General features: G+C 72.7%; 15 protein-coding genes, 1 tRNA gene and 1 riboswitch. Of the genes, 8 read left to right on the plus strand and 8 right to left on the minus strand.

All coding sequences use genetic code 11. From position 1 onward, the window contains the following. Positions 1–4 precede the first annotated feature (4 nt). From rsmA to ACFV4N_RS11450, 6 genes are all read left to right on the plus strand, one after another. A complete protein-coding gene (rsmA, locus tag ACFV4N_RS11425; protein WP_499672423.1) occupies positions 5–886 on the plus strand; it encodes a 16S rRNA (adenine(1518)-N(6)/adenine(1519)-N(6))-dimethyltransferase RsmA in 882 nt (293 codons plus the stop codon). Positions 887–981: 95 nt separating this feature from the next. Next, positions 982–1073, plus strand: a riboswitch (SAM riboswitch). 213 nt (positions 1074–1286) lie between these two features. Continuing rightward, complete coding sequence (locus ACFV4N_RS11430; protein WP_499672397.1) at positions 1287–2297, plus strand: methionine ABC transporter ATP-binding protein; 1011 nt, start codon at positions 1287–1289, stop codon at positions 2295–2297. Continuing rightward, positions 2294–2977, plus strand: coding sequence for a methionine ABC transporter permease (locus ACFV4N_RS11435; protein ID WP_499672398.1), 684 nt, complete (start codon positions 2294–2296; stop codon positions 2975–2977). Before ACFV4N_RS11430 ends, ACFV4N_RS11435 begins: the two co-directional genes overlap by 4 nt. A 28-nt stretch (positions 2978–3005) precedes the next feature. Continuing rightward, on the plus strand, positions 3006–3815 hold the full coding sequence (locus tag ACFV4N_RS11440) for a MetQ/NlpA family ABC transporter substrate-binding protein (RefSeq protein ID WP_499672399.1): 810 nt from the start codon (positions 3006–3008) through the stop codon (positions 3813–3815). Positions 3816–4169: 354 nt separating this feature from the next. Continuing rightward, positions 4170–5132: a 4-(cytidine 5'-diphospho)-2-C-methyl-D-erythritol kinase gene (locus ACFV4N_RS11445; RefSeq protein ID WP_499672400.1), complete on the plus strand. Its 963-nt coding sequence runs from the start codon at positions 4170–4172 to the stop codon at positions 5130–5132. 37 nt (positions 5133–5169) lie between these two features. Continuing rightward, on the plus strand, positions 5170–6942 hold the full coding sequence (locus ACFV4N_RS11450; RefSeq protein WP_499672401.1) for an ABC-F family ATP-binding cassette domain-containing protein: 1773 nt from the start codon (positions 5170–5172) through the stop codon (positions 6940–6942). A 325-nt stretch (positions 6943–7267) separates the two neighbouring features. Here the strand turns inward: ACFV4N_RS11450 and ACFV4N_RS11455 are convergent, their stop codons facing one another. Then, on the minus strand, positions 7268–8455 hold the full coding sequence (locus ACFV4N_RS11455; protein ID WP_499672402.1) for a DivIVA domain-containing protein: 1188 nt from the start codon (positions 8453–8455) through the stop codon (positions 7268–7270). Positions 8456–8564: 109 nt separating this feature from the next. On the opposite strand from ACFV4N_RS11455, the gene ACFV4N_RS11460 reads away from it, so the two are divergent. Next, positions 8565–10214 (plus strand): fatty acyl-AMP ligase, encoded by a 1650-nt coding sequence (locus ACFV4N_RS11460; protein ID WP_499672403.1) that lies wholly within the window; start codon positions 8565–8567, stop codon positions 10212–10214. A gap of 458 nt (positions 10215–10672) precedes the next feature. Then, positions 10673–11140: a GNAT family N-acetyltransferase gene (locus tag ACFV4N_RS11465; RefSeq protein ID WP_499672404.1), complete on the plus strand. Its 468-nt coding sequence runs from the start codon at positions 10673–10675 to the stop codon at positions 11138–11140. Between the two features lie 170 nt (positions 11141–11310). On the opposite strand, the gene pth is transcribed toward ACFV4N_RS11465, so the two are convergent. The 7 genes from pth to ACFV4N_RS11500 form a co-directional block, all read right to left on the minus strand. Continuing rightward, entirely contained in the window at positions 11311–11880 is a 570-nt protein-coding gene (gene pth, locus ACFV4N_RS11470; RefSeq protein WP_499672405.1) for an aminoacyl-tRNA hydrolase, read from the minus strand. Further along, complete coding sequence (locus ACFV4N_RS11475; RefSeq protein WP_499672406.1) at positions 11870–12382, minus strand: DivIVA domain-containing protein; 513 nt, start codon at positions 12380–12382, stop codon at positions 11870–11872. The genes pth and ACFV4N_RS11475 overlap by 11 nt, the downstream gene beginning before the upstream one ends. Before the next feature lie 58 nt (positions 12383–12440). After that, a complete protein-coding gene (locus tag ACFV4N_RS11480; RefSeq protein WP_499672407.1) occupies positions 12441–13055 on the minus strand; it encodes a 50S ribosomal protein L25/general stress protein Ctc in 615 nt (204 codons plus the stop codon). A 488-nt stretch (positions 13056–13543) separates the two neighbouring features. Further along, positions 13544–14515: a ribose-phosphate diphosphokinase gene (locus ACFV4N_RS11485; protein ID WP_499672424.1), complete on the minus strand. Its 972-nt coding sequence runs from the start codon at positions 14513–14515 to the stop codon at positions 13544–13546. A 13-nt stretch (positions 14516–14528) separates the two neighbouring features. Next, a complete protein-coding gene (gene glmU / locus ACFV4N_RS11490) occupies positions 14529–16007 on the minus strand; it encodes a bifunctional UDP-N-acetylglucosamine diphosphorylase/glucosamine-1-phosphate N-acetyltransferase GlmU (RefSeq protein ID WP_499672408.1) in 1479 nt (492 codons plus the stop codon). A gap of 64 nt (positions 16008–16071) precedes the next feature. Further along, positions 16072–17697: a GGDEF domain-containing protein gene (locus ACFV4N_RS11495; RefSeq protein ID WP_499672425.1), complete on the minus strand. Its 1626-nt coding sequence runs from the start codon at positions 17695–17697 to the stop codon at positions 16072–16074. Between the two features lie 115 nt (positions 17698–17812). After that, positions 17813–17883 (minus strand) — tRNA-Gln (locus ACFV4N_RS11500). Positions 17884–17909 lie beyond the last annotated feature (26 nt).

Raw genomic sequence — 17909 nt, forward strand, 5'->3', positions numbered from 1 at the left:
TATGATGGGGGGCTCCACGGTATTTTCTGCGTGGGCGGGCGGGGGATCCCGCGCCCCCCCGGCCCCGCCCCACGTCCGTCGGCTGGCCGCCGACCTCGACGTGCGCCCCACCAAGAAGCTGGGGCAGAACTTCGTGCACGACCCGAACACGGTGCGGCGCATCGTGGCCTCGGCCGGCCTGCGGCCGGACGACGTCGTGCTGGAGGTCGGACCGGGCCTCGGCTCCCTGACGCTGGCCCTGCTGCCCGCGTGCCGGGCGCTGGTGGCGGTGGAGATCGACGGCGTGCTGGCGGGTCGCCTGCCGGACACCGTGGCCGAGCGCGCGCCCGACCTGGCCGACCGGCTCACCGTCGTCCACGAGGACGCGATGCGCGTCACCGCCGGGAGCCTGCCGCTCGCGCCGACCGCGCTGGTGGCCAACCTGCCCTACAACGTGGCGGTGCCGGTGGTGCTGCACCTGCTGGCCGAGCTGCCGTCGCTGCGCACCGGGCTGGTGATGGTGCAGTCGGAGGTGGCCGACCGGATGGCCGCCGGTCCCGGCAGCAAGGTCTACGGCGTGCCGAGCGTGAAGCTGGCCTGGTACGCCGACGCCCGCCGGGCGGGCCCGGTGTCGCGCTCCGTGTTCTGGCCGGTGCCCAACGTGGACTCCGCGCTGGTCGCGTTCGAGCGCCACGAACTCCTGTCCACTGTGGACCGGAAGAAGCTCTTCTCGTTGGTGGACGCGGCTTTCGCGCAACGGCGGAAGACGCTGCGCGGCGCGCTGGCCGGGTGGGCGGGTTCGGCCGCCGAGGCCGAGCGGCTGCTGCTGGCGGCGGGTGTCGACCCGAGCACGCGCGGTGAAAAGCTCGGTATCAGAGACTTTATCCGGATAGTCGAAGTTTCCTAGGCCCTTTAAACATCGATCTTTCGGCCATCAGTGTGATTTGCCGGACGGTTCCGTTACAGGCTTGCGTCGAACGGGGTCTGTCAGGTGTACTCGACGTGCCATCCCGAGCGGCCGAGAGACCTGGCTCCACGACGCCGCAGCAACCACCCCACCTGGGGGCAGGTGCTTCAGCCAGGAACGATGGAGGATCACGTGCCCAGGATGCGAATGCTCACGCGCCGGCGAGTCGTCGACCACGGCCGTCGCACGGTGTCCGGCTGTCGCAGCTGACGAGCTGACCCACCAGTCGTCCTCCTTCTTCACCTCCGCGCCCTGACCACCCGGGCGCGCCTGCCAGCCGCAGCCTCCGGTCGCGCACGCCATGAGCGTGCGCCGCCGCACGCAGTCGTGGAGTGAAAACGTGATCACTGTCGAGAACCTCACCAAGTCCTTCCCCGGCAGTACCGGGCAGGTCCGCGCCCTGGACGGCGTGAACCTGGACGTCGCCGCCGGCACCGTGCTCGGCGTGGTCGGCCCGAGCGGCGCCGGCAAGTCCACCCTCGCCCGGTGCGTCGCGCTCCTGGAGCGCCCCGACAGCGGTGCGATCCGCGTCGACGGCACCGACCTGGTCTCCCTCGACGGCACCGCGCTGCGCGCCGCCCGCCGGCGCATCGGCGTCGTGCCCCAGGGCGACTCCCTGCTGCGCCAGCGCACCGCCGCGGGCAACGTCGCGCTGCCGCTGGAGGCCGCCGGCGTCGCCGGGCCGCAGCGCCGCACGCGCGTCGCCGAGCTGCTGGACCTGGTGGGCCTGACCGACAAGGCCAACAGCTACCCCGACCAGCTCTCCGGCGGCCAGCGCCAGCGCATCGCGGTCGCCCGCGCGCTCGCCGCGCAGCCCTCGGTGCTGCTGGCCGACGAGCCGACCTCCGCGCTGGACCCGGACACCACCGGCTCGGTGCTCACCGTGCTGGACCGGGCCCGCGCCGAGCTGGGCGTGACGGTGCTCGTGGTCACCCACGACATGGGCGTGGTCCGCCGGATCTGCGACGACGTCGCGGTCCTCGACGGCGGTCGCGTCGTGGAGCACGGCAAGGTCCTCGACCTCGTGTCCGACGCCGAGAGCCGCACGGCCTCCTCGCTGCTGCCCGCCGTGGACCAGAACCCGGCGGTCGACAGCGCCTTCGACCGGGTCGCGGACGTCGTGCTCGTCGGCTTCGCCGCGGTCGGCGCGCTGCTGCCCGAGGCGACCAACCGGTTCGGCGTCGAGCTGAACCTGCTGGGCGGCGGCCTGACCAGGCTGGGCGAGACCCCGGTCGCGCGGTTCCGCGTCGGCCTCAAGGGCGAGCGCTCGGACTCGGCGCTGGAGTGGATCTCGGAGGCGGGCGGCTCGGTGCGGCGCACCCTCGCGGGTCCGCAGGGAGTCGCTGCGTGAGGTCTGCAACACCCTGGTCCACCGTGTTCGACGAGGTGCTCCTCGCCACCGGCGAGACGTTGTACATGGTGGGCGTCTCCACCCTGATCGCGGTCCTGCTCGGCACCCCCGTGGGAATCTGGCTCCAGCTCACCGCTCCCGGTGGGCTGAAGCCCCGCCCGCTGCTGCACAAGGTGCTCGGGTTCGTCGTGGACCTCGGTCGCTCCATGCCCTTCCTGGTCCTGCTGGTGGTGCTCACCTCGCTGACCAGGCTGCTGCTCAGCACCACCATCGGACCGACGGCGGCCATCGTGCCGCTGGCCGTCGGCGCCATCCCGTTCGTCGGCAGGCTGGTCCAGAACGTGCTCTCCGAGGTGCACGTCTCCGTGGTGGAGGCGGCGGTCACCACCGGTTCGTCCACGAGTCGCATCGTCCGCAGCGTCCTGCTCCGCGAGTCGCTGCCCGCGCTGGTGAACGCGATCGGCGTGACCGCCATCGCCCTGCTCGGCTACTCGGCCATGGCCGGCGTGGTCGGCGGCGGCGGGCTCGGCGACCTCGCCGTGCGCGAGGGCTACCAGCGGTTCAACGAGCGCTACCTGTGGAGCACGGTGGCCGTGCTCGCGGTGATCGCCACCGCGCTCCAGTTCACCGCGAACCGCGTGGCGCGGGCCATCGACCGGCGCCGCCACGCCTCCGTCTGACCCCTCTCCTCATCCCAAAAGGAACGAAATGCGTATTCGTGCTGCCCTGCTGGCCGTGCTGCTGACCGCGGTGGGCTGCGGGAGCGGCGGCCAGACCGGTGCCGCCTCGGACCCGAACGCCCCGCTCAAGGTCGGCGTGAGCCCCGTACCGCACGCCCAGGTGCTGAAGTACGTGGCCGACAACCTGGCCGCCTCCAAGAACCTGAAGATCGAGGTCGTGGAGTTCACCGACTACGTGCAGCCGAACACCGCGCTGGTCGACGGGTCGCTGGACGCCAACTACTTCCAGACCGTGCCGTACCTGGACACGTTCAAGGCCGAGAGCGGCGCGTCCCTGGAGTGGATCGGCCCGGTCCACCTCGAACCGCTGGGCCTGTACTCGAACAAGCACGAGTCTCTGGCCGACCTGCCCGACGGCGCCAAGGTGGCCGTCGCGAACGACGCCACCAACGAGGCGCGCGGCCTCCAGCTCCTCCAGGCCAACGGCCTGATCAAGCTCAAGGCCGGCGCCGAGGCGGGCGCCACGGTCCGCGACGTCGAGGACAACCCGAAGAACCTGCAGTTCGTCGTGCTGGAGGCCGCCCAGCTGCCCCGCTCGCTCGACGACACCGACGCGTCCGTGATCAACGGCAACTACGCCATCGACGCGGGCCTCAAGCCGGCCGACGACGCCCTGGCGCTGGAGAAGACCGAGGGCAACCCCAACGCCAACGGCCTGGTCACCCGCGCCGAGCTGAAGGACGACCAGCGGATCAAGGACCTCCTCGCCCTGCTCCAGTCCCAGCAGGTCAAGGACTACATCACCACCACCTTCTCCGGCTCCGTCCTCCCCGTCTGACCCACCGCACCCCACCCGGTGCCCGACCGGACGACACGCAACACCGCACCGGACGACACGCGCGTGTCCTCCACCCGGACACCGCGAGTCGTACGCTCCGGTCGCGCGAGTCGTACGCCCAGGCCCGGCGAGTCGTACGTTCCGGTCGCGCGAGTCATGCGTTCAGACCTCGCGTGTCATGCGTTCAGACCTCGCGTGTCATGCGTTCCGGACCCGCGAGTCATGCGTCCCGCACCGGCGAGTTCCGCGCCCGGGTCCTCCGCGCCTCCTTTCGGCGGAGGACCCGGGCGCATTCGTCGCAGGTCAGGGGTGGGTGGGAGCGAGCACCCCGGGAACGCCCGTACGCTTCATGGCGTGCTAGCAGTCGTCCCACCTCCGGTCACCGTCCGCGTCCCGGCCAAGGTCAACCTGCACCTGGCCGTGGGCGATCAACGCGAGGACGGCTACCACGACCTGGTGACGATCTTCCAGGCCCTGTCGCTGACCGACGAGGTCACCGTCGCCATCGCCGAGGACCCCGGTGTGGAGGTGCACGGCGAGGGCGCCGACTCGGTGCCCACCGGCGCGTCCAACCTGGCCTGGCGGGCGGTGCGGGTGCTGGCCCAGCACGTCGGCCGCGACCCCGAGGACCCGAAGGTCCGGGTGGTGATCCGCAAGTCCATCCCGGTCGCGGGCGGCATGGCGGGCGGCAGCGCGGACGCGGCCGCGACGCTGGTCGGCCTGGCGTCGCTGTGGCGGCTGGAGGTCTCCCGGGACGAGCTGGCCTCGCTGGCCGCCAAGATCGGCGCGGACGTCCCGTTCGCCCTCTACGGCGGCACGGCGCTGGGCACCGACCGCGGCGACCGGATCGTGCCGGTGCTGGCGCGGCACACGTTCCACTGGGTGCTCGCCTTCGACCGGCGCGGCCTGTCCACCCCCGAGGTGTTCGACGAGCTGGACCGGCTGCGCGTGGACGGCGACCCGCCGCGCGTCGGCCCGGCGGAGGCCGTGCTGGAGGGCCTGGCGTCCGGCGACCCGAGGCAGCTCGCGCTGCTGCTCGGCAACGACCTCCAGGCGGCGGCGGTGTCGCTGCGGCCGAACCTGCGGCGCACGCTGCGGGCGGGCGTGAACGCGGGCGCGCTGGCCGGCATGGTGTCCGGGTCCGGCCCGACCTGCGCGTTCCTGTGCACGGACGGCGACTCCGCGGTCCGGGTGGCGGCCGAGCTGGCGGGCGCGGGGGTGTGCCGGACGGTGCGCGTCGCGCAGGGCCCGGTGCACGGCGCCCGCGTGATCGGCACCGAGGAGCCCCGGCCGACGCCGCCGGAAGTGCACGCCTGAGCGGCTTGTCCCACCCGTTTCGACGAAGGTGCTGGTAGTGGCCAACCTGGTCAATCTTGAGAACGTCTCCAAGTCGTTCGGCGTGCGCCCGCTGCTCGACGGCGTGTCCCTCGGCGTCGGCGCGGGCGACCGGATCGGCGTGGTGGGCCTCAACGGAGGCGGCAAGACCACGCTGCTGGAGGTGCTGGCGGGCGTCGCCGAGCCGGACGACGGCCGCGTCAGCCGCAACCGCGACCTGCGCATGGCCGTGGTGACGCAGCGCACCGAGCTGGCCGAGGGCTCCACCGTGCGCAACGCCGTGCTCGACCCCCTCGGGTACGGCGCGGAGCACGAGTGGGCGGCCGACGCGCGGGTGCGCTCGATCCTCGACGGCCTGGGCATCACGGGCTTCGGCCTGGACTCGCCGGTGGGCACCATGTCCGGCGGCGAGCGGCGGCGGGTCGCGCTGGCCGCGGCGCTGGTGCGCGACCTGGACCTGGTGGTGCTCGACGAGCCGACCAACCACCTCGACGTGGAGGGCGTGCGCTGGCTGGCCGACCACCTGCTGGCCCGCCGCACCGCGCTCGTCGTGGTGACCCACGACCGGTGGTTCCTGGACACGGTGTGCAGCCGCACGTGGGAGGTCTCGAACGGCCGCGTCGAGCAGTACGAGGGCGGCTACGCCGACTGGATCTTCGCGCGGGCCGAGCGCGCCCGCCTCGCCGACGCGGCCGAGGAGAAGCGCCGCAACCTGGCCCGCAAGGAGCTGGCGTGGCTGCGCCGCGGCGCGCCCGCCCGCACGTCCAAGCCGCGCTACCGGATCGAGGCGGCCGAGGCGCTGATCTCGGACGTGCCCGCGCCGCGCGACTCGGTGGAGCTGCTGGCGTTCGCCAAGCGCCGCCTGGGGCGCACGGTGCTGGAGCTGGAGGACGTCACGCTCACCGTGCCGGACCGCGTGCTGGTGCGCGACCTGACGTGGCGGATCGGGCCCGGCGACCGGGTCGGCATCGTCGGCGTGAACGGCTCGGGCAAGACCACGCTGCTGCGGGCGCTGGCCGGCGAGCGGCCGCTGGAGACGGGCCGCCGGATCCAGGGCCAGACGGTGAAGCTCGCCCACCTGAGCCAGGAGCTGCACGACCTCGACGGCTCGATGCGCGTGCTGGAGGCGGTCGAGGAGGTCGCCCGGCGCGTGGTGCTGGGCAAGCAGGAGATGTCGGCGTCGCAGCTCGCCGAGCGGTTCGGGTTCTCGTCGCAGCGGCAGTGGACCCCGGTCGGCGACCTGTCCGGCGGCGAGCGGCGGCGGCTCCAGCTGTGCCGGCTGCTGATGGCCGAGCCGAACGTGCTGCTGCTCGACGAGCCGACCAACGACCTGGACATCGACACCCTCCAGCAGCTGGAGGACCTGCTCGACTCGTGGCCGGGCACGCTGGTCGTCATCTCCCACGACCGGTACCTCGTGGAGCGGGTGTGCGACAAGGTGGTGGCCCTCTTCGGCGACGGCGGGCTGACCGACCTGCCCGGCGGCATCGAGGAGTACCTGCGGCGGCGGGACCGGCAGAAGGAGGCCGCGGCTCCCGCGCAGAAGTCCCCGGCGGCGGCTGCGCCGTCGTCGGCGGCCGACCAGCGCGCGGCGCGCAAGGAGCTGGCCCGACTGGAGCGGCGGCTGGAGGCGTTGCAGAAGAAGGAGACCGACCTGCACGCGAAGCTCGCCGACGCGGCCACCGACCCCGAGCGGCTGATGGCCCTGGACGCGGAGCTGAAGGCCGTGCTGGCGGAGGCCGAGGACGTCGAGGCGCAGTGGCTGGAGGCCGCGGAGGCCGCGGAGGGGTGAGGCCGCGGAGGGGTGAGGCGGCTGAAGGGTGGCGCGGCTGAAGGGTGGCGCGGCTGAAGGGTGGCGCGGCTGAAGGGTGGCGCGGCTGAGGAGTGAGGCGGCGGCGGGGTGACGCGGCGGCGGGGTGACGCGGCGCGGGGGTCCCCCGAGGTGGAGGCCCCCTGCCGATGAGTGAACCACGGGGGACCGACAGCGCGGTTGGGTCGGGCCGGCGTTCGCGGGTCCTGCCGGCCCGGCCGTTCGGCTCACCGCGCCGCCGCGACCACCGGCCCTGCCGCCGCGACTGCCGGCCCTGCCGCCACGACCACCCGCCCCGTTGCCGCGACTACCGGCCCCGCCGCCGCAGCTCCGCCACCAGCAGCGGCATCAGCTCGTCGACGAACGCGCAGTCGTAGCCCTGGCCCGTCATCAGGGACTGGGCGAACCTGGTCTTGACCACCTCCTCCGACGACGCGCCGACCATGCCGTCCAGCGCGATGCCGACCTCCTCCAGCACCCGGTCCACCTGGGACGTCCGGTAGCCGCGCGCCGCGGGGCCCGCCAGGGGGATCTTGAGCTGCCGCAACTGCTTCCACGACGTGATCGGGGGCAGCGCGGCCGGTCGCGGCGGGCCCTCGCCGAGCTGCTTCTCCACCCGCGCGAGGAACGCGTCGACCTCGTTCTCGTCGTACCCGCGCCGCCCGAACACGGGGCGGCTGAAGCGGACCTCGCGGACCTCGCGCGCGGTCAGGGAGTCCTGGCCCAGCAGGGTGTTCTCGACGCGGTCCAGGAACTTGTCCACCTGGGACTCCAGGTAGCCGCGCCGCCCGCGCGGCGGTTTGCCGAACGACACCGTGCGCACGTCGCGCGCCGTCAGCGGCCGGGTGCCGGGCCCCGGTCGCGGCCGGACCGGCGGCGGGGGCGGGGTGCGCTCCAGCGTCACCACGACCAGGTCGAGGAACGTGTCCACGTCGTCCTCGTCGTACCCGGCCATGCCCGGCGGCGCGTAGCCGAACTCCTTCTCCTGGACCTCCGGCGCGGTCAGGTCGTCCCGGCCCGCCAGCGTCTCCTCGATCCGGTCCAGGAACGCGTCGATCTCGCCCTCGTGGTACCCGCGGTTGCCGGGCCTGGGCTTGTGGAACCGCACGCCGCGCACGTCCTGGGGCGTCAGCCGCGGCGCGGGGCTCATCCCGGTCGACGTGGCGTGCGCGCCGCTGGCGGGCGCGGAGGCCTGGCGGCGTTGCGGCGTCGAGCCGAGGGTGTCCGCGACGAGGTCCATGAACGCGTCCACCTCGGCGGCGTGGTAACCGGGCCGCGACGGTCTGAACCGGACTCTCCGCACGTCCTGCTCGGTCACGTCGTCCCGGCCCAGCAGCGTGTCCTCGATCCGGTCGAGGAAGGCGTCCACCTGGCCCTCGTCGTACCCCGGTTGACCGGGAGGCGGGCGGTGGAAGGCGACCTGCCGCAGGTCCCGCGCGCTCAGCAGCGGCGCCGGGTGTGCGGGCGTGTGCCGGCGCGCGTCGAACCCGGTCACCCGATTACCTCCTTCGTGTGGCGTACCGGGGAGTATCGCGGGCCGATGGGTCCGTTGTTTCGCCCTATCGGCTCAATGCGCCCACCGAGATCGCTTTACCCTGACGCCCATGAGCCGGTTCGTGGACACGATGGTGGCGACCGCCGCGGGCGCCTTGGGGCGGGACAGGGGCATGACCACGGGGGAGCCGGGACCGCCGGTCCGCCGCACGTGGCTGGAGGTGCACGAGCGGGCGTCCCGCGCGGCCGGCGCGCTGGTGGCGGGCGGCGTGGGGCGGGGCGAGGCGATCGCCGTCCTCGCGGGCGACCCGGCGGCCATCGCGCCGGCCGTGCAGGCGGTGTGGCTCGCGGGCGGCAGCACGACCATGCTGCACCAGCCCACCGCCCGCACCGACCTGGCGGAGTGGGCCGAGGACACCCTGCGCGTGCTGGGCATGATCGGCGCGAAGCTGGTGCTGCTCGGCTCGCCGTTCGACGCGCTGTCGGGCGTGCTGGACGAGCACGGCGTCGCCTACCGCAGGATCGAGGAGCTGGACGGCGACCCGCTGCCCGCCCCGGTCGAGGTCGACGAGGACTCGCCCGCCCTGCTCCAGCTCACCAGCGGCTCCACCGCGGACCCGAAGGCCGTCCGGATCACCCACGGCAACCTGTGGTCCAACGCCACGGCCATGCGCACGGCCGCCGAGCTGGACCCCGAGCACGACGTGATGGTGTCCTGGCTCCCGCTGTTCCACGACATGGGGATGGTCGGCTTCCTGACCGTGCCCATGCTGTTCGGCATCGAGCTGGTCAAGGTCACCCCGGTCGACTTCCTCGGCCGGCCCACCCTGTGGCCGGACCTGATCAGCCGGTACGGCGGCACCATCACCGCCGCGCCGAACTTCGCCTACGCCATCGCCGCCCGCCGCATGCGGGGCGTGGACGACGGCTCGTACGACCTGTCCGAGCTGCGCATCGCGCTCAACGGGGCCGAGCCCATCGACCCGGCCGCGGTGGAGGCGTTCACCGACGAGGGCGCGCGGTTCGGCCTGCGCCCGGAGTGCGTCCTGTGCGCCTACGGCATGGCCGAGACCACGCTGGGCGTGGCGTTCGCGCCCGTGTTCACCGGCATGGCGGTGGACGTGGTCGATCCCGAGGAGCTGGAGGCGGGCAAGCGCGCCGTGCCGGTCGCGGCCGACCACCCGAACGCGCGGGCGTTCCCGCTGCTCGGGCCGCCGCTGCCGGGCCTGGAGGTGCGGGTCGTCGACGAGGCGGGCGAGGTGCTCGGCGAACGGCGCGTGGGTGGGCTGCGGGTGCGCGGCGAGGCGGTGACCCCGGGCTACCTCACCGTGGACGGCCCGCGGGCCACCCGGGACGCCGAGGGCTGGCTCGACACCGGTGACGAGGGTTATCTGGTCGACGGCCAGGTGGTGGTCTGCGGGCGTCGCAAGGACGTGATCATCATGGGCGGGCGCAACATCTACCCCACCGACATCGAGCGGGCCGCCACCTCGGTCGAGGGCGTGCGCGCGGGCAACGCGGTGGCGGTGCGGCTGGACGCGGGCACCCGGCGCGAGCGGTTCGCGGTGGTGGTCGAGTCGAAGCTCGCGGGCGACGACGAGGCGGTGCGCGCGTTGACCAAGGAGATCGGGTCGCGGGTGGTGGACGCGGTCGGGCTGAGGCCGTACTCGGTGGTCGTGCTCAAGCCCGGCAGCCTGCCGAAGACGCCCTCGGGCAAGCTACGCCGCTCGGCGGCGGCGGTCCTGGTACCGACCGGCTGAGGGCGGCGGGTGGCACTCGCGCACGTGGCGGCGAGGTGGCGCGGTAGTGCGGTAGCGCGGTAGCGCGGTGGACGGGGTCCTGCGGGCCGGCATGACCCGCAGGGCCCTGGCACACAGGCTCTGCCACACCGGGGTCCGCTCACCGACCCCGCCCACCGGACTCCGCTCACAGGACCCCGCAAGACCCCCGAGGCGCGGTACCTGCTGGCCGGCCCCGCGCATCTGTCTGCCCCGCGCCCCGACTCGTCCACTCCGGCCACCTGCCTGCTCGCTCTGGGGCATCCGCCTATCCGCCTCACGTACCTGCCTGCGCGCCTCACGCACCTGCCTGTCCGCCTGGCGCACCTGCCCGCTTGCTAAGCGCATCTGTCCGTCCGCTCCGGGCACCAGCTCGCCGCCTGCCCCGGACCAGCCATCGGCCCGCCTCACGCACCGGTCCGCGTGGGCAGGATGGCGAGGTGACATCGATCGAGATCCGCACCGCCCGACCCGAGGACGTGGCCACCGCCGCCGAGCTGCGGTGGCTGTGGTTCCAGGAACGCCGCGGCACCCCACCGGTGCCGCTAGAGGAGTTCGTGCCCGCGTTCTTGGCATGGGCGAGCGACAACGCGGCGACGCACAGGTGCACGGTCGCGCTCCGCGACGGCCGGGTAGTCGGCATGGCATGGCTGGCGATCATCCCGAGGGTGCCCCACGCAGCTTCGTTCGAGCGAGCATCCGGGGACGTGCAGTGCGTCTACGTGCGACCGGAGGAGCGCAACAACGGCCTCGGCGGCCGACTGATCGAAGCGGTCCTGGATGTCGCGCGCGAACTCGACCTCGAACGGGTGACCGTGCACTCCAGCGAACGAGCCGTAACGGCCTACGAGCGCGGCGGGTTCGAGGTATCCCCACACCTGCTCCAAGTCGACCTACGCCACCGCTGAACCACCTTGATTGAACTTAGTTCAGCGCCAATGTCAGCTGAATTGAACTTAACTCAGCGCTGGCAAGCCCTGGTTGAACTTAGTTCAAGGTCCTCATGTCGTCGAACTTAGTTCAGCTGCCCTCGCGTGGTTGACCTTAGTTCAGCGGTTCCTGCTGGGTTGAACTTAGTTCAGTGGACCTTGTTCTGGGCGCCTTCCAGACCCAGCTCCAGCAGCGCCTCGACGGCGTCGGCCGTGCGGTCCAGTTCGAACGCCAGTTCCTTGCGCTCCACCACCGAGAAGTCGCGCAGCACGTAGTCGGCCGGGTCCATCCGACCCGGCGGCCGGTCGATGCCGAAGCGCACCCGGTGGTAGTCCTTGGTGCCCAGCGACTTCGTGATCGACCGCAGGCCGTTGTGGCCGTTCTCGCCGCCGCCGAGCTTGAGGCGCACCGTGCCGAACGGCAGGTCCAGTTCGTCGTGCACCACGATGATCGACGCGGGCGGCACCTTGTAGAACTTCGCGGTACCCGCCACGGGCCCGCCGGAGGTGTTCATGTAACCGCGCGGCTTGGCCAGCACGACCCGACGACCGGCGAGCCGGCCCTCCAGCACCTCCGCGCCACCCTTGTGCGCCTTGAACCGACCACCCACGCGGTCGGCGAGCACGTCAAGCACCAGGAAGCCGACGTTGTGCCGGTTGCCCTCGTACTTGGGACCCGGGTTGCCCAACCCCACGACCAGGTGCACGTCATCGGCCACGGAACCGCAACTCCTGCTCAAGCTCGTCCAACAGGGCGTCCACCGCGTCCACCCGGTACCCCCGCCGGAGCCCCGACGTGGTGCTGAACCTGGTGTGGCGGACCTCGATCGAGGTCATCCGGCCCTGCCCGTCCAACGTCGCGGCGGCCCGGCCGAGGAACGCGTCGACCTCGCCGCGATCGTAGCCGTTCGACGATCTCGGGAGCTTCACCGCCAGCAGCGCGGCACCGGTCTGGAGGCTGGTCGGCGGCACGTGGCCGGAGCGGAGCTGGTGCTCCAGGGCGGCCAGGAAGGAATCGACGGCGCGCTGGTCGTACCCGCCGGGGACCTCGGTGAACACGGCCGCGCGCACCTGGTCGGGGCGCAGCGGGGCCCGGCCCGCCAGCGCGTCGGCGATGCGCAGCACGAACGCGTCGACCTGCGCCGGGTCGTAGCCCTTGCCGCGGCTGCGCGGGAACCGCGTCGAGCGCACCTGCGCCGGGCTGAAGTACGGGAACGGCACGCCACCCCAGCCGTGAGGCGGGGGAGGCGTGCCGTCCGAACTGCCCGACGTGATGGGCTCAGCCTTCTTCGGTGGCCTCGGGAGCCTCGGTGGGCTCGGCGCTCTCGCCGCCGCCCTCCATCTGCTCCGCGGTAGGCGCGGCGCCGACCGCGAGGACCAGGGCCTCGGCGTCGGTGACCAGGGTGACGCCCTTCGGCAGCGCCAGGTCGGAAGCGTGCACCTGGGTGCCGGCCTCGGCGCCGTCGATGGACAGCTCGACCTGCTCCGGGATGTTCAGGGCGTCGGCCTCGACCTGGAGGGTGGTCAGGTCCTGGGTGACCAGCGTGCCCGGGGAGGGCTCGCCGGTGACGACCACGGGCACCTCGACGGTGACCTTCTCGCCCCGCTGCACCAGCAGCAGGTCGACGTGCTCGATGTAGTTCTTGATGGGGTGCGTGGTGACGGTCTTGGTCAGCGCGAGCTCACTGGCGTTGTCGATGTCCAGCGTGAGAACTGCGTTGTGACCGTGCTCGCGGACGACACGGGCGAACTCGAGCGCCGGCAGGGCCAGGTGCTTCGGGTCGGAACCGTGGCCGTAGAGCACCGCGGGGATCTTGCCGGCGCGGCGGGTGCGGCGGGCGGCGCCCTTGCCGAACTCGGTGCGCTGTTCTGCGGCGAGACGGACCTCGGACACGGTGGGGCTCTCCTAACGGTCTGGCCTTGTACGTCGGGCGGGCGAAGCGGGGCTTGTCGGCCTGCGACGGCGGGCGGCGCGGATGGTGGACACGCGCGGCATCACAACACCGCCGCGTCGATCACGCCGAGCGTGGAGCTCGCCCTCGCCGAGGCAACCCGACCAGTGTAGGCAGACCCGGCGGACAAGGCCTAATCGGGGGTTGGTTCCCCCACTTGAGACCGACGAAACACCCACCCGAGGGGTCCTGAACGCAGGACTCGCAGGGCTCGAACGCATGACTCGCGAGACCCGAGCGCATGACTCGCGGGGTTCGAGCGCATGACTCGCGAGACCCGAGCGCATGACTCGCGGGGTCTGGGCGTACGACACGCGCGACCGGAACGTACGACTCGCGGGGTCTGGACGTACGACTCGCGATGTCGGAGTGGAGGACACGCGGGGGGTGGGTGGAGGACACGCGGGGCGTGTCCTCCACGGGGGCTGGGTCAGGCGTTGCCGTCGAAGAGGGAGGTCACGGAGCCGTCTTCGAAGACTTCCTGGATGACCCGGGCCAGGAGGGGGGCGATCGGGAGGACGGTCATCGCGTCGAAGCGCTTCTCGGCCGGGATCGGGAGGGTGTCGGTGAAGACCACCTCGCGGGCGCCGCAGTCGCGCAGGCGCTCCACGGCCGGGCCGGACAGGACCGCGTGGGTGGCCGCGATGACCACGTCGGACGCGCCCTCGTCCAGCAGCTGCTCGACCGCCTTGGTGATGGTGCCGCCGGTGTCGATCATGTCGTCGATCACCACGCACAGGCGGTCCTTGACCTGGCCGACCACGCGGTTGGCCACGACCTCGTTCGGCCGCAGCGGGTCGCGGGTCTTGTGGATGAACGCGATGGGCGTGCCGCCCAGGGTGTCCGCCCACTTCTCGGCCAGCTTGGTGCGGCCCGCGTCCGGCGACACCACGGTCAGCTCGCGGCCCGCGTACTTGTCGCGGATGTGCTCCGCGAGCAGCGGCATGGCCCACAGGTGGTCCACCGGGCCGTCGAAGAAGCCCTGGATCTGCGCGGTGTGCAGGTCGACCGCGACGAGGCGGTCGGCGCCCGCGGTCTTGAACAGGTCGGCGACCAGGCGCGCGGAGATCGGCTCGCGGCCGCGGTGCTTCTTGTCCTGCCGCGCGTACGGGTAGTAGGGCATGATCACAGTGATCCGCTTGGCCGAGGCGCGCTTGAGCGCGTCCACCATGATCAGCTGCTCCATCAGCCACTGGTTGATGGGCGCGCAGTGCGACTGGATCACGAACGCGTCGCAGCCGCGCACGCTCTCCTCGAAGCGCACGAAGATCTCGCCGTTGGCGAAGTCGTACGCCGACTGGGGGGTGACGGACACGTTCAGGTGCTTGGCGACCTGCTCGGTCAGCTCGGGGTACGCCCGCCCCCCGAACAGCATCAGGTTCTTCTTCGGTGTCCCGGCCATCGTGGGGTTCACGTCAGCGCCCTTCATCGGTTGTGCCTTCATTGTCGGGCGACAGGGCGCGCTCCGCCGCCCGCGCGGCCGCCGTGCCCGGCCTGCGGGAGATCACCCAGCCGTCGAGGTTGCGCTGCGGACCGCCGGACACGCCCAGGGCGCCCGGCGGCACGTCGCGCCGCACGATGGTCCCGGCGCCGGTGTACGCGCCGTCCCCGATGGTGACCGGCGCGACGAACATGTTGTCCGAGCCGGTGCGGCAGTGGGACCCGATCGTGGTCCGGTGCTTGTTCACCCCGTCGTAGTTCACCGTGACGCTCGCCGCGCCGATGTTGGAGTGCTCGCCGATGGTGGTGTCACCGATGTAGCTCAGGTGGGGGACCTTCGACCCGGTGCCGATGTCGGAGTTCTTGACCTCGACGAACGTGCCGATCTTGCCGTCCGCGCCCAGCCGGGTGCCCGGCCGGAGGTAGGCGAACGGGCCGACGGAGGCGCCCGCGCCGATGTCCGCGCCGCTGCCGTGCGTGCGCACCACGGACGCGCCCGCGCCGATCGAGCAGCCGCTCAGCGTGGTGTCCGGGCCGATCACCGCGCCCTCGCCGACGACCGTGCCCGCGCGCAGCTGCACGCCCGGCTCGACCAGCACGTCCCGCCCGAGCCGCACGTCGGCGTCGAGCCACGTGGTGGCCGGGTCGACCACGGTCACGCCGGCCCGCATCGCCGCCTCGACCAGGCGCCGGTTCAGCTCCGCGCCCAGCCGGGCGAGCTGCACGCGGTCGTTCACGCCCTCCACCAGCCACGGGTCCGAGGTGACCAGCGCGCCCACGCGCCTGCCGTCCGACCGGGCGATGGTGAGCACGTCGGTCAGGTACAGCTCGCCCTGGGCGTTGTCGGTGGACAGCCGGGACAGCCCGTCGCGCAGCACGGCCGCGTCGAACGCGTACACGCCCGAGTTGACCTCGGCGATGGCGCGCTGCTCCTCGGTGGCGTCCTTCTGCTCGACGATGGCCTCCACCTCGCCCGAGGCCGACCGCACGATCCGGCCGTACCCGGTCGGGTCGGCGACCACGGAGGTCAGCACGGTCACCGCGTTGCCGCGCGCACCGTGCTCGGCGAGCAGCGCCCGCAGGGTGTCGGAGTCCAGCAGGGGGGTGTCGCCGTAGGTCACCACGACGGTGCCGCCCAGGTCGGCGGGCAGCTCGGCCAGGCCGCAGCCCACCGCGTGCCCGGTGCCCTTCTGCTCCTCCTGCACCGCGACGGTGACCTTGCGGTCCAGCGCGGTGGACAGCGAGTAGAGGTGTTCGGTGACCGCGGCGCGGCCGTGCCCGACCACGACGGCCAGGTGATCGGGATCGGTCCCGGCGGCCGCGCGCACCGCGTGCTCCACGAGGGAGCGGCCCGCGATGCGGTGCAGGACCTTGGGGACGGCGGAGCGCATGCGGGTGCCTTCACCCGCCGCGAGGACAATCGTGCTGACCGGGGTGGGGACACCCTCAAGCATCAGCGCTCTCCCTAGCTAGGCGTGCTTCGCGGCGGGAAAGACCCGGTCCCGCCAGGTGTTGATACTAGGCATCGGCGGAGGGTCCGCCGTCCACCGCCGCAACCTGGCAGCCACCTCTGCGCTTCGCGGCGTACATGGCCGAGTCGGCGCGGGCGAGGGCCGAGTGCGCCGCTTCGAGGGGGCGCACGGAGATCACCCCCACGGACAGCGTCACCCCCCTGGACAGGTCGGAAGGCAGGTCCGCGACGGCATCCACGGCCCGGCCGAGGGCGGCCTCGGCGGCGTGGAGGGGCGCGCCGGGCAGCAGCACGACGAACTCGTCACCGCCGTACCTGGCCACCAGGTCGTCGCCCCGCAGCGCCTGGCGCAGTGTGCTGGCAATCACGCGCAGGACGTCGTCCCCCTCGGCGTGCGAGTGCTTGTCGTTGACCACCTTGAACCCGTCGAGGTCCACCAGCGCGATGGCCATCGGGTGGGTCTGGGCGCTGATCAGCGCGCCGAGGCGGTCGTCGAGCGCGCGCCGGTTGGGCAGGCCGGTGAGCGGGTCCTGGAGGGCCTGCTGGGCGATCGCGCCGTGCGCCCGGGTGAGCCGCTCGTGGTCGCGGCGGGTGAGCAGGGTCGCGGTGCGGGCCTCCTGCATCAGCCACAGCTCGACCTCCAGCGCGTTGGCGTAGGTCTGGAGGGCGGAGATGGTGCGCTCGCCCTTGGGGCCGGACATGCGGGCGAACTCGCGGGTCAGGCACAGCATGAGGGTCGGCTCGGAGGTGTCGTGCTCCAGCCGGCCGCGGGCGTCGTGCAGGACCTGGAGCGCCTGCTGCGGCAGCTCCTCCATCTCCAGGCAGCGGGCCAGCGCGATGGAGACGATGATCAACTCCCGCGCGTACATGGCCAGCTCGCGCAGCGACCACAGCCGCGAGATGTGCTCCGCGCCCGGCTTGGCCAGCGCGTGGGCCGCGCCGATCACCGGCACCTGCTCGGCGGCCGAGCGGTCGCGCCTGCCGGGGTGCAGCGACTCGCGGAACGGCAGCTCGGCGGCGGTGGCGATGGCCGACGCGGTGGCGAACCGCTCGACGGCCTCGTCCACGTTGTCCACCCGCTCCAGGCGCAGGCCCCAGCCGATGAGCAGGCGGGCCCGGTTGACCAGGTGCACGTAGATCAGGTGCGGGTTGGCGCTGTCCCGGATCGCGTTGTGCGCGCGGGCCAGCACCTCGTCCGCCATCTCGTAGACGCCCAGCTGGGTGAGCACGAGGCCGGTGGTCTGGAGCGCGGACGCGAGCAATCGGTCCCACGTGCGCTTGTCCATCACCGGGTCGGGGGTGAGGTCCTCCTCCAGCATGGCCAGGCCGCCGGCGACCTCGGTGAGCGCCTTGTCCTCGAACCCGCCGAGCAGGTAGCGGCGGCCGCGCAGCGCGTGCGCCTCGGCCTCCAGCACCACCAGGCCGTGCCGGCGGCAGTGCGCCAGCATCTCGTCCAGCACGGAGTCCGACAGGTTGACCAGGTCGGGTGTCACTATCCGGACCACGGCCGCCGCGCGCAGGAGCTGGCCGACGATCCGCGGTTCGCCGCGGCCCTGGGCCTCGGCGAGGATGTCGTCGACCTCGTGCGCCGCGTCGAGCTGGTCCGAGAGGTGGCTGCTCTGGGCCACGGCCACGAGCTCGCTCGCGCGGCCGACCAGCCACGCGTCGGACATCTCGTGGAGCGCCGGCGCCACGTTGCCCTGCTCGTCGACCGCTTCCTCGCGCAGCGACTTCCACCCCCATGCAGACGCGGGGCGGCCGACACCGGACGCCCCGACCCGACCCTCGCTCCGCCACCAGGATTCGAACCTGGACCATCGGAACCAAAATCCGAGGTGCTGCCTTTACACCATGGCGGAACGGCCGGGTTGGCCCCGACCGCGCG

Source organism: Actinosynnema sp. NPDC059797 (genome assembly GCF_042732085.1).
In the GTDB taxonomy this organism is placed as follows: Bacteria; Actinomycetota; Actinomycetes; order Mycobacteriales; family Pseudonocardiaceae; genus Actinosynnema.

What these genes read in the sequence shown, in the direction of transcription:
- rsmA (WP_499672423.1), top strand. Translation starts at nt 5, where the DNA reads ATGGGGGGCTCCACGGTATTTTCTGCGTGGGCGGGCGGGGGATCCCGC.
- ACFV4N_RS11440 (WP_499672399.1), top strand. Translation starts at nt 3,006, where the DNA reads ATGCGTATTCGTGCTGCCCTGCTGGCCGTGCTGCTGACCGCGGTGGGC.
- ACFV4N_RS11460 (WP_499672403.1), top strand. Translation starts at nt 8,565, where the DNA reads ATGAGCCGGTTCGTGGACACGATGGTGGCGACCGCCGCGGGCGCCTTG.
- ACFV4N_RS11485 (WP_499672424.1), bottom strand. Translation starts at nt 14,515, where the DNA reads ATGGCCGGGACACCGAAGAAGAACCTGATGCTGTTCGGGGGGCGGGCG.
- glmU (WP_499672408.1), bottom strand. Translation starts at nt 16,007, where the DNA reads ATGCTTGAGGGTGTCCCCACCCCGGTCAGCACGATTGTCCTCGCGGCG.
- ACFV4N_RS11495 (WP_499672425.1), bottom strand. Translation starts at nt 17,697, where the DNA reads ATGTCCGACGCGTGGCTGGTCGGCCGCGCGAGCGAGCTCGTGGCCGTG.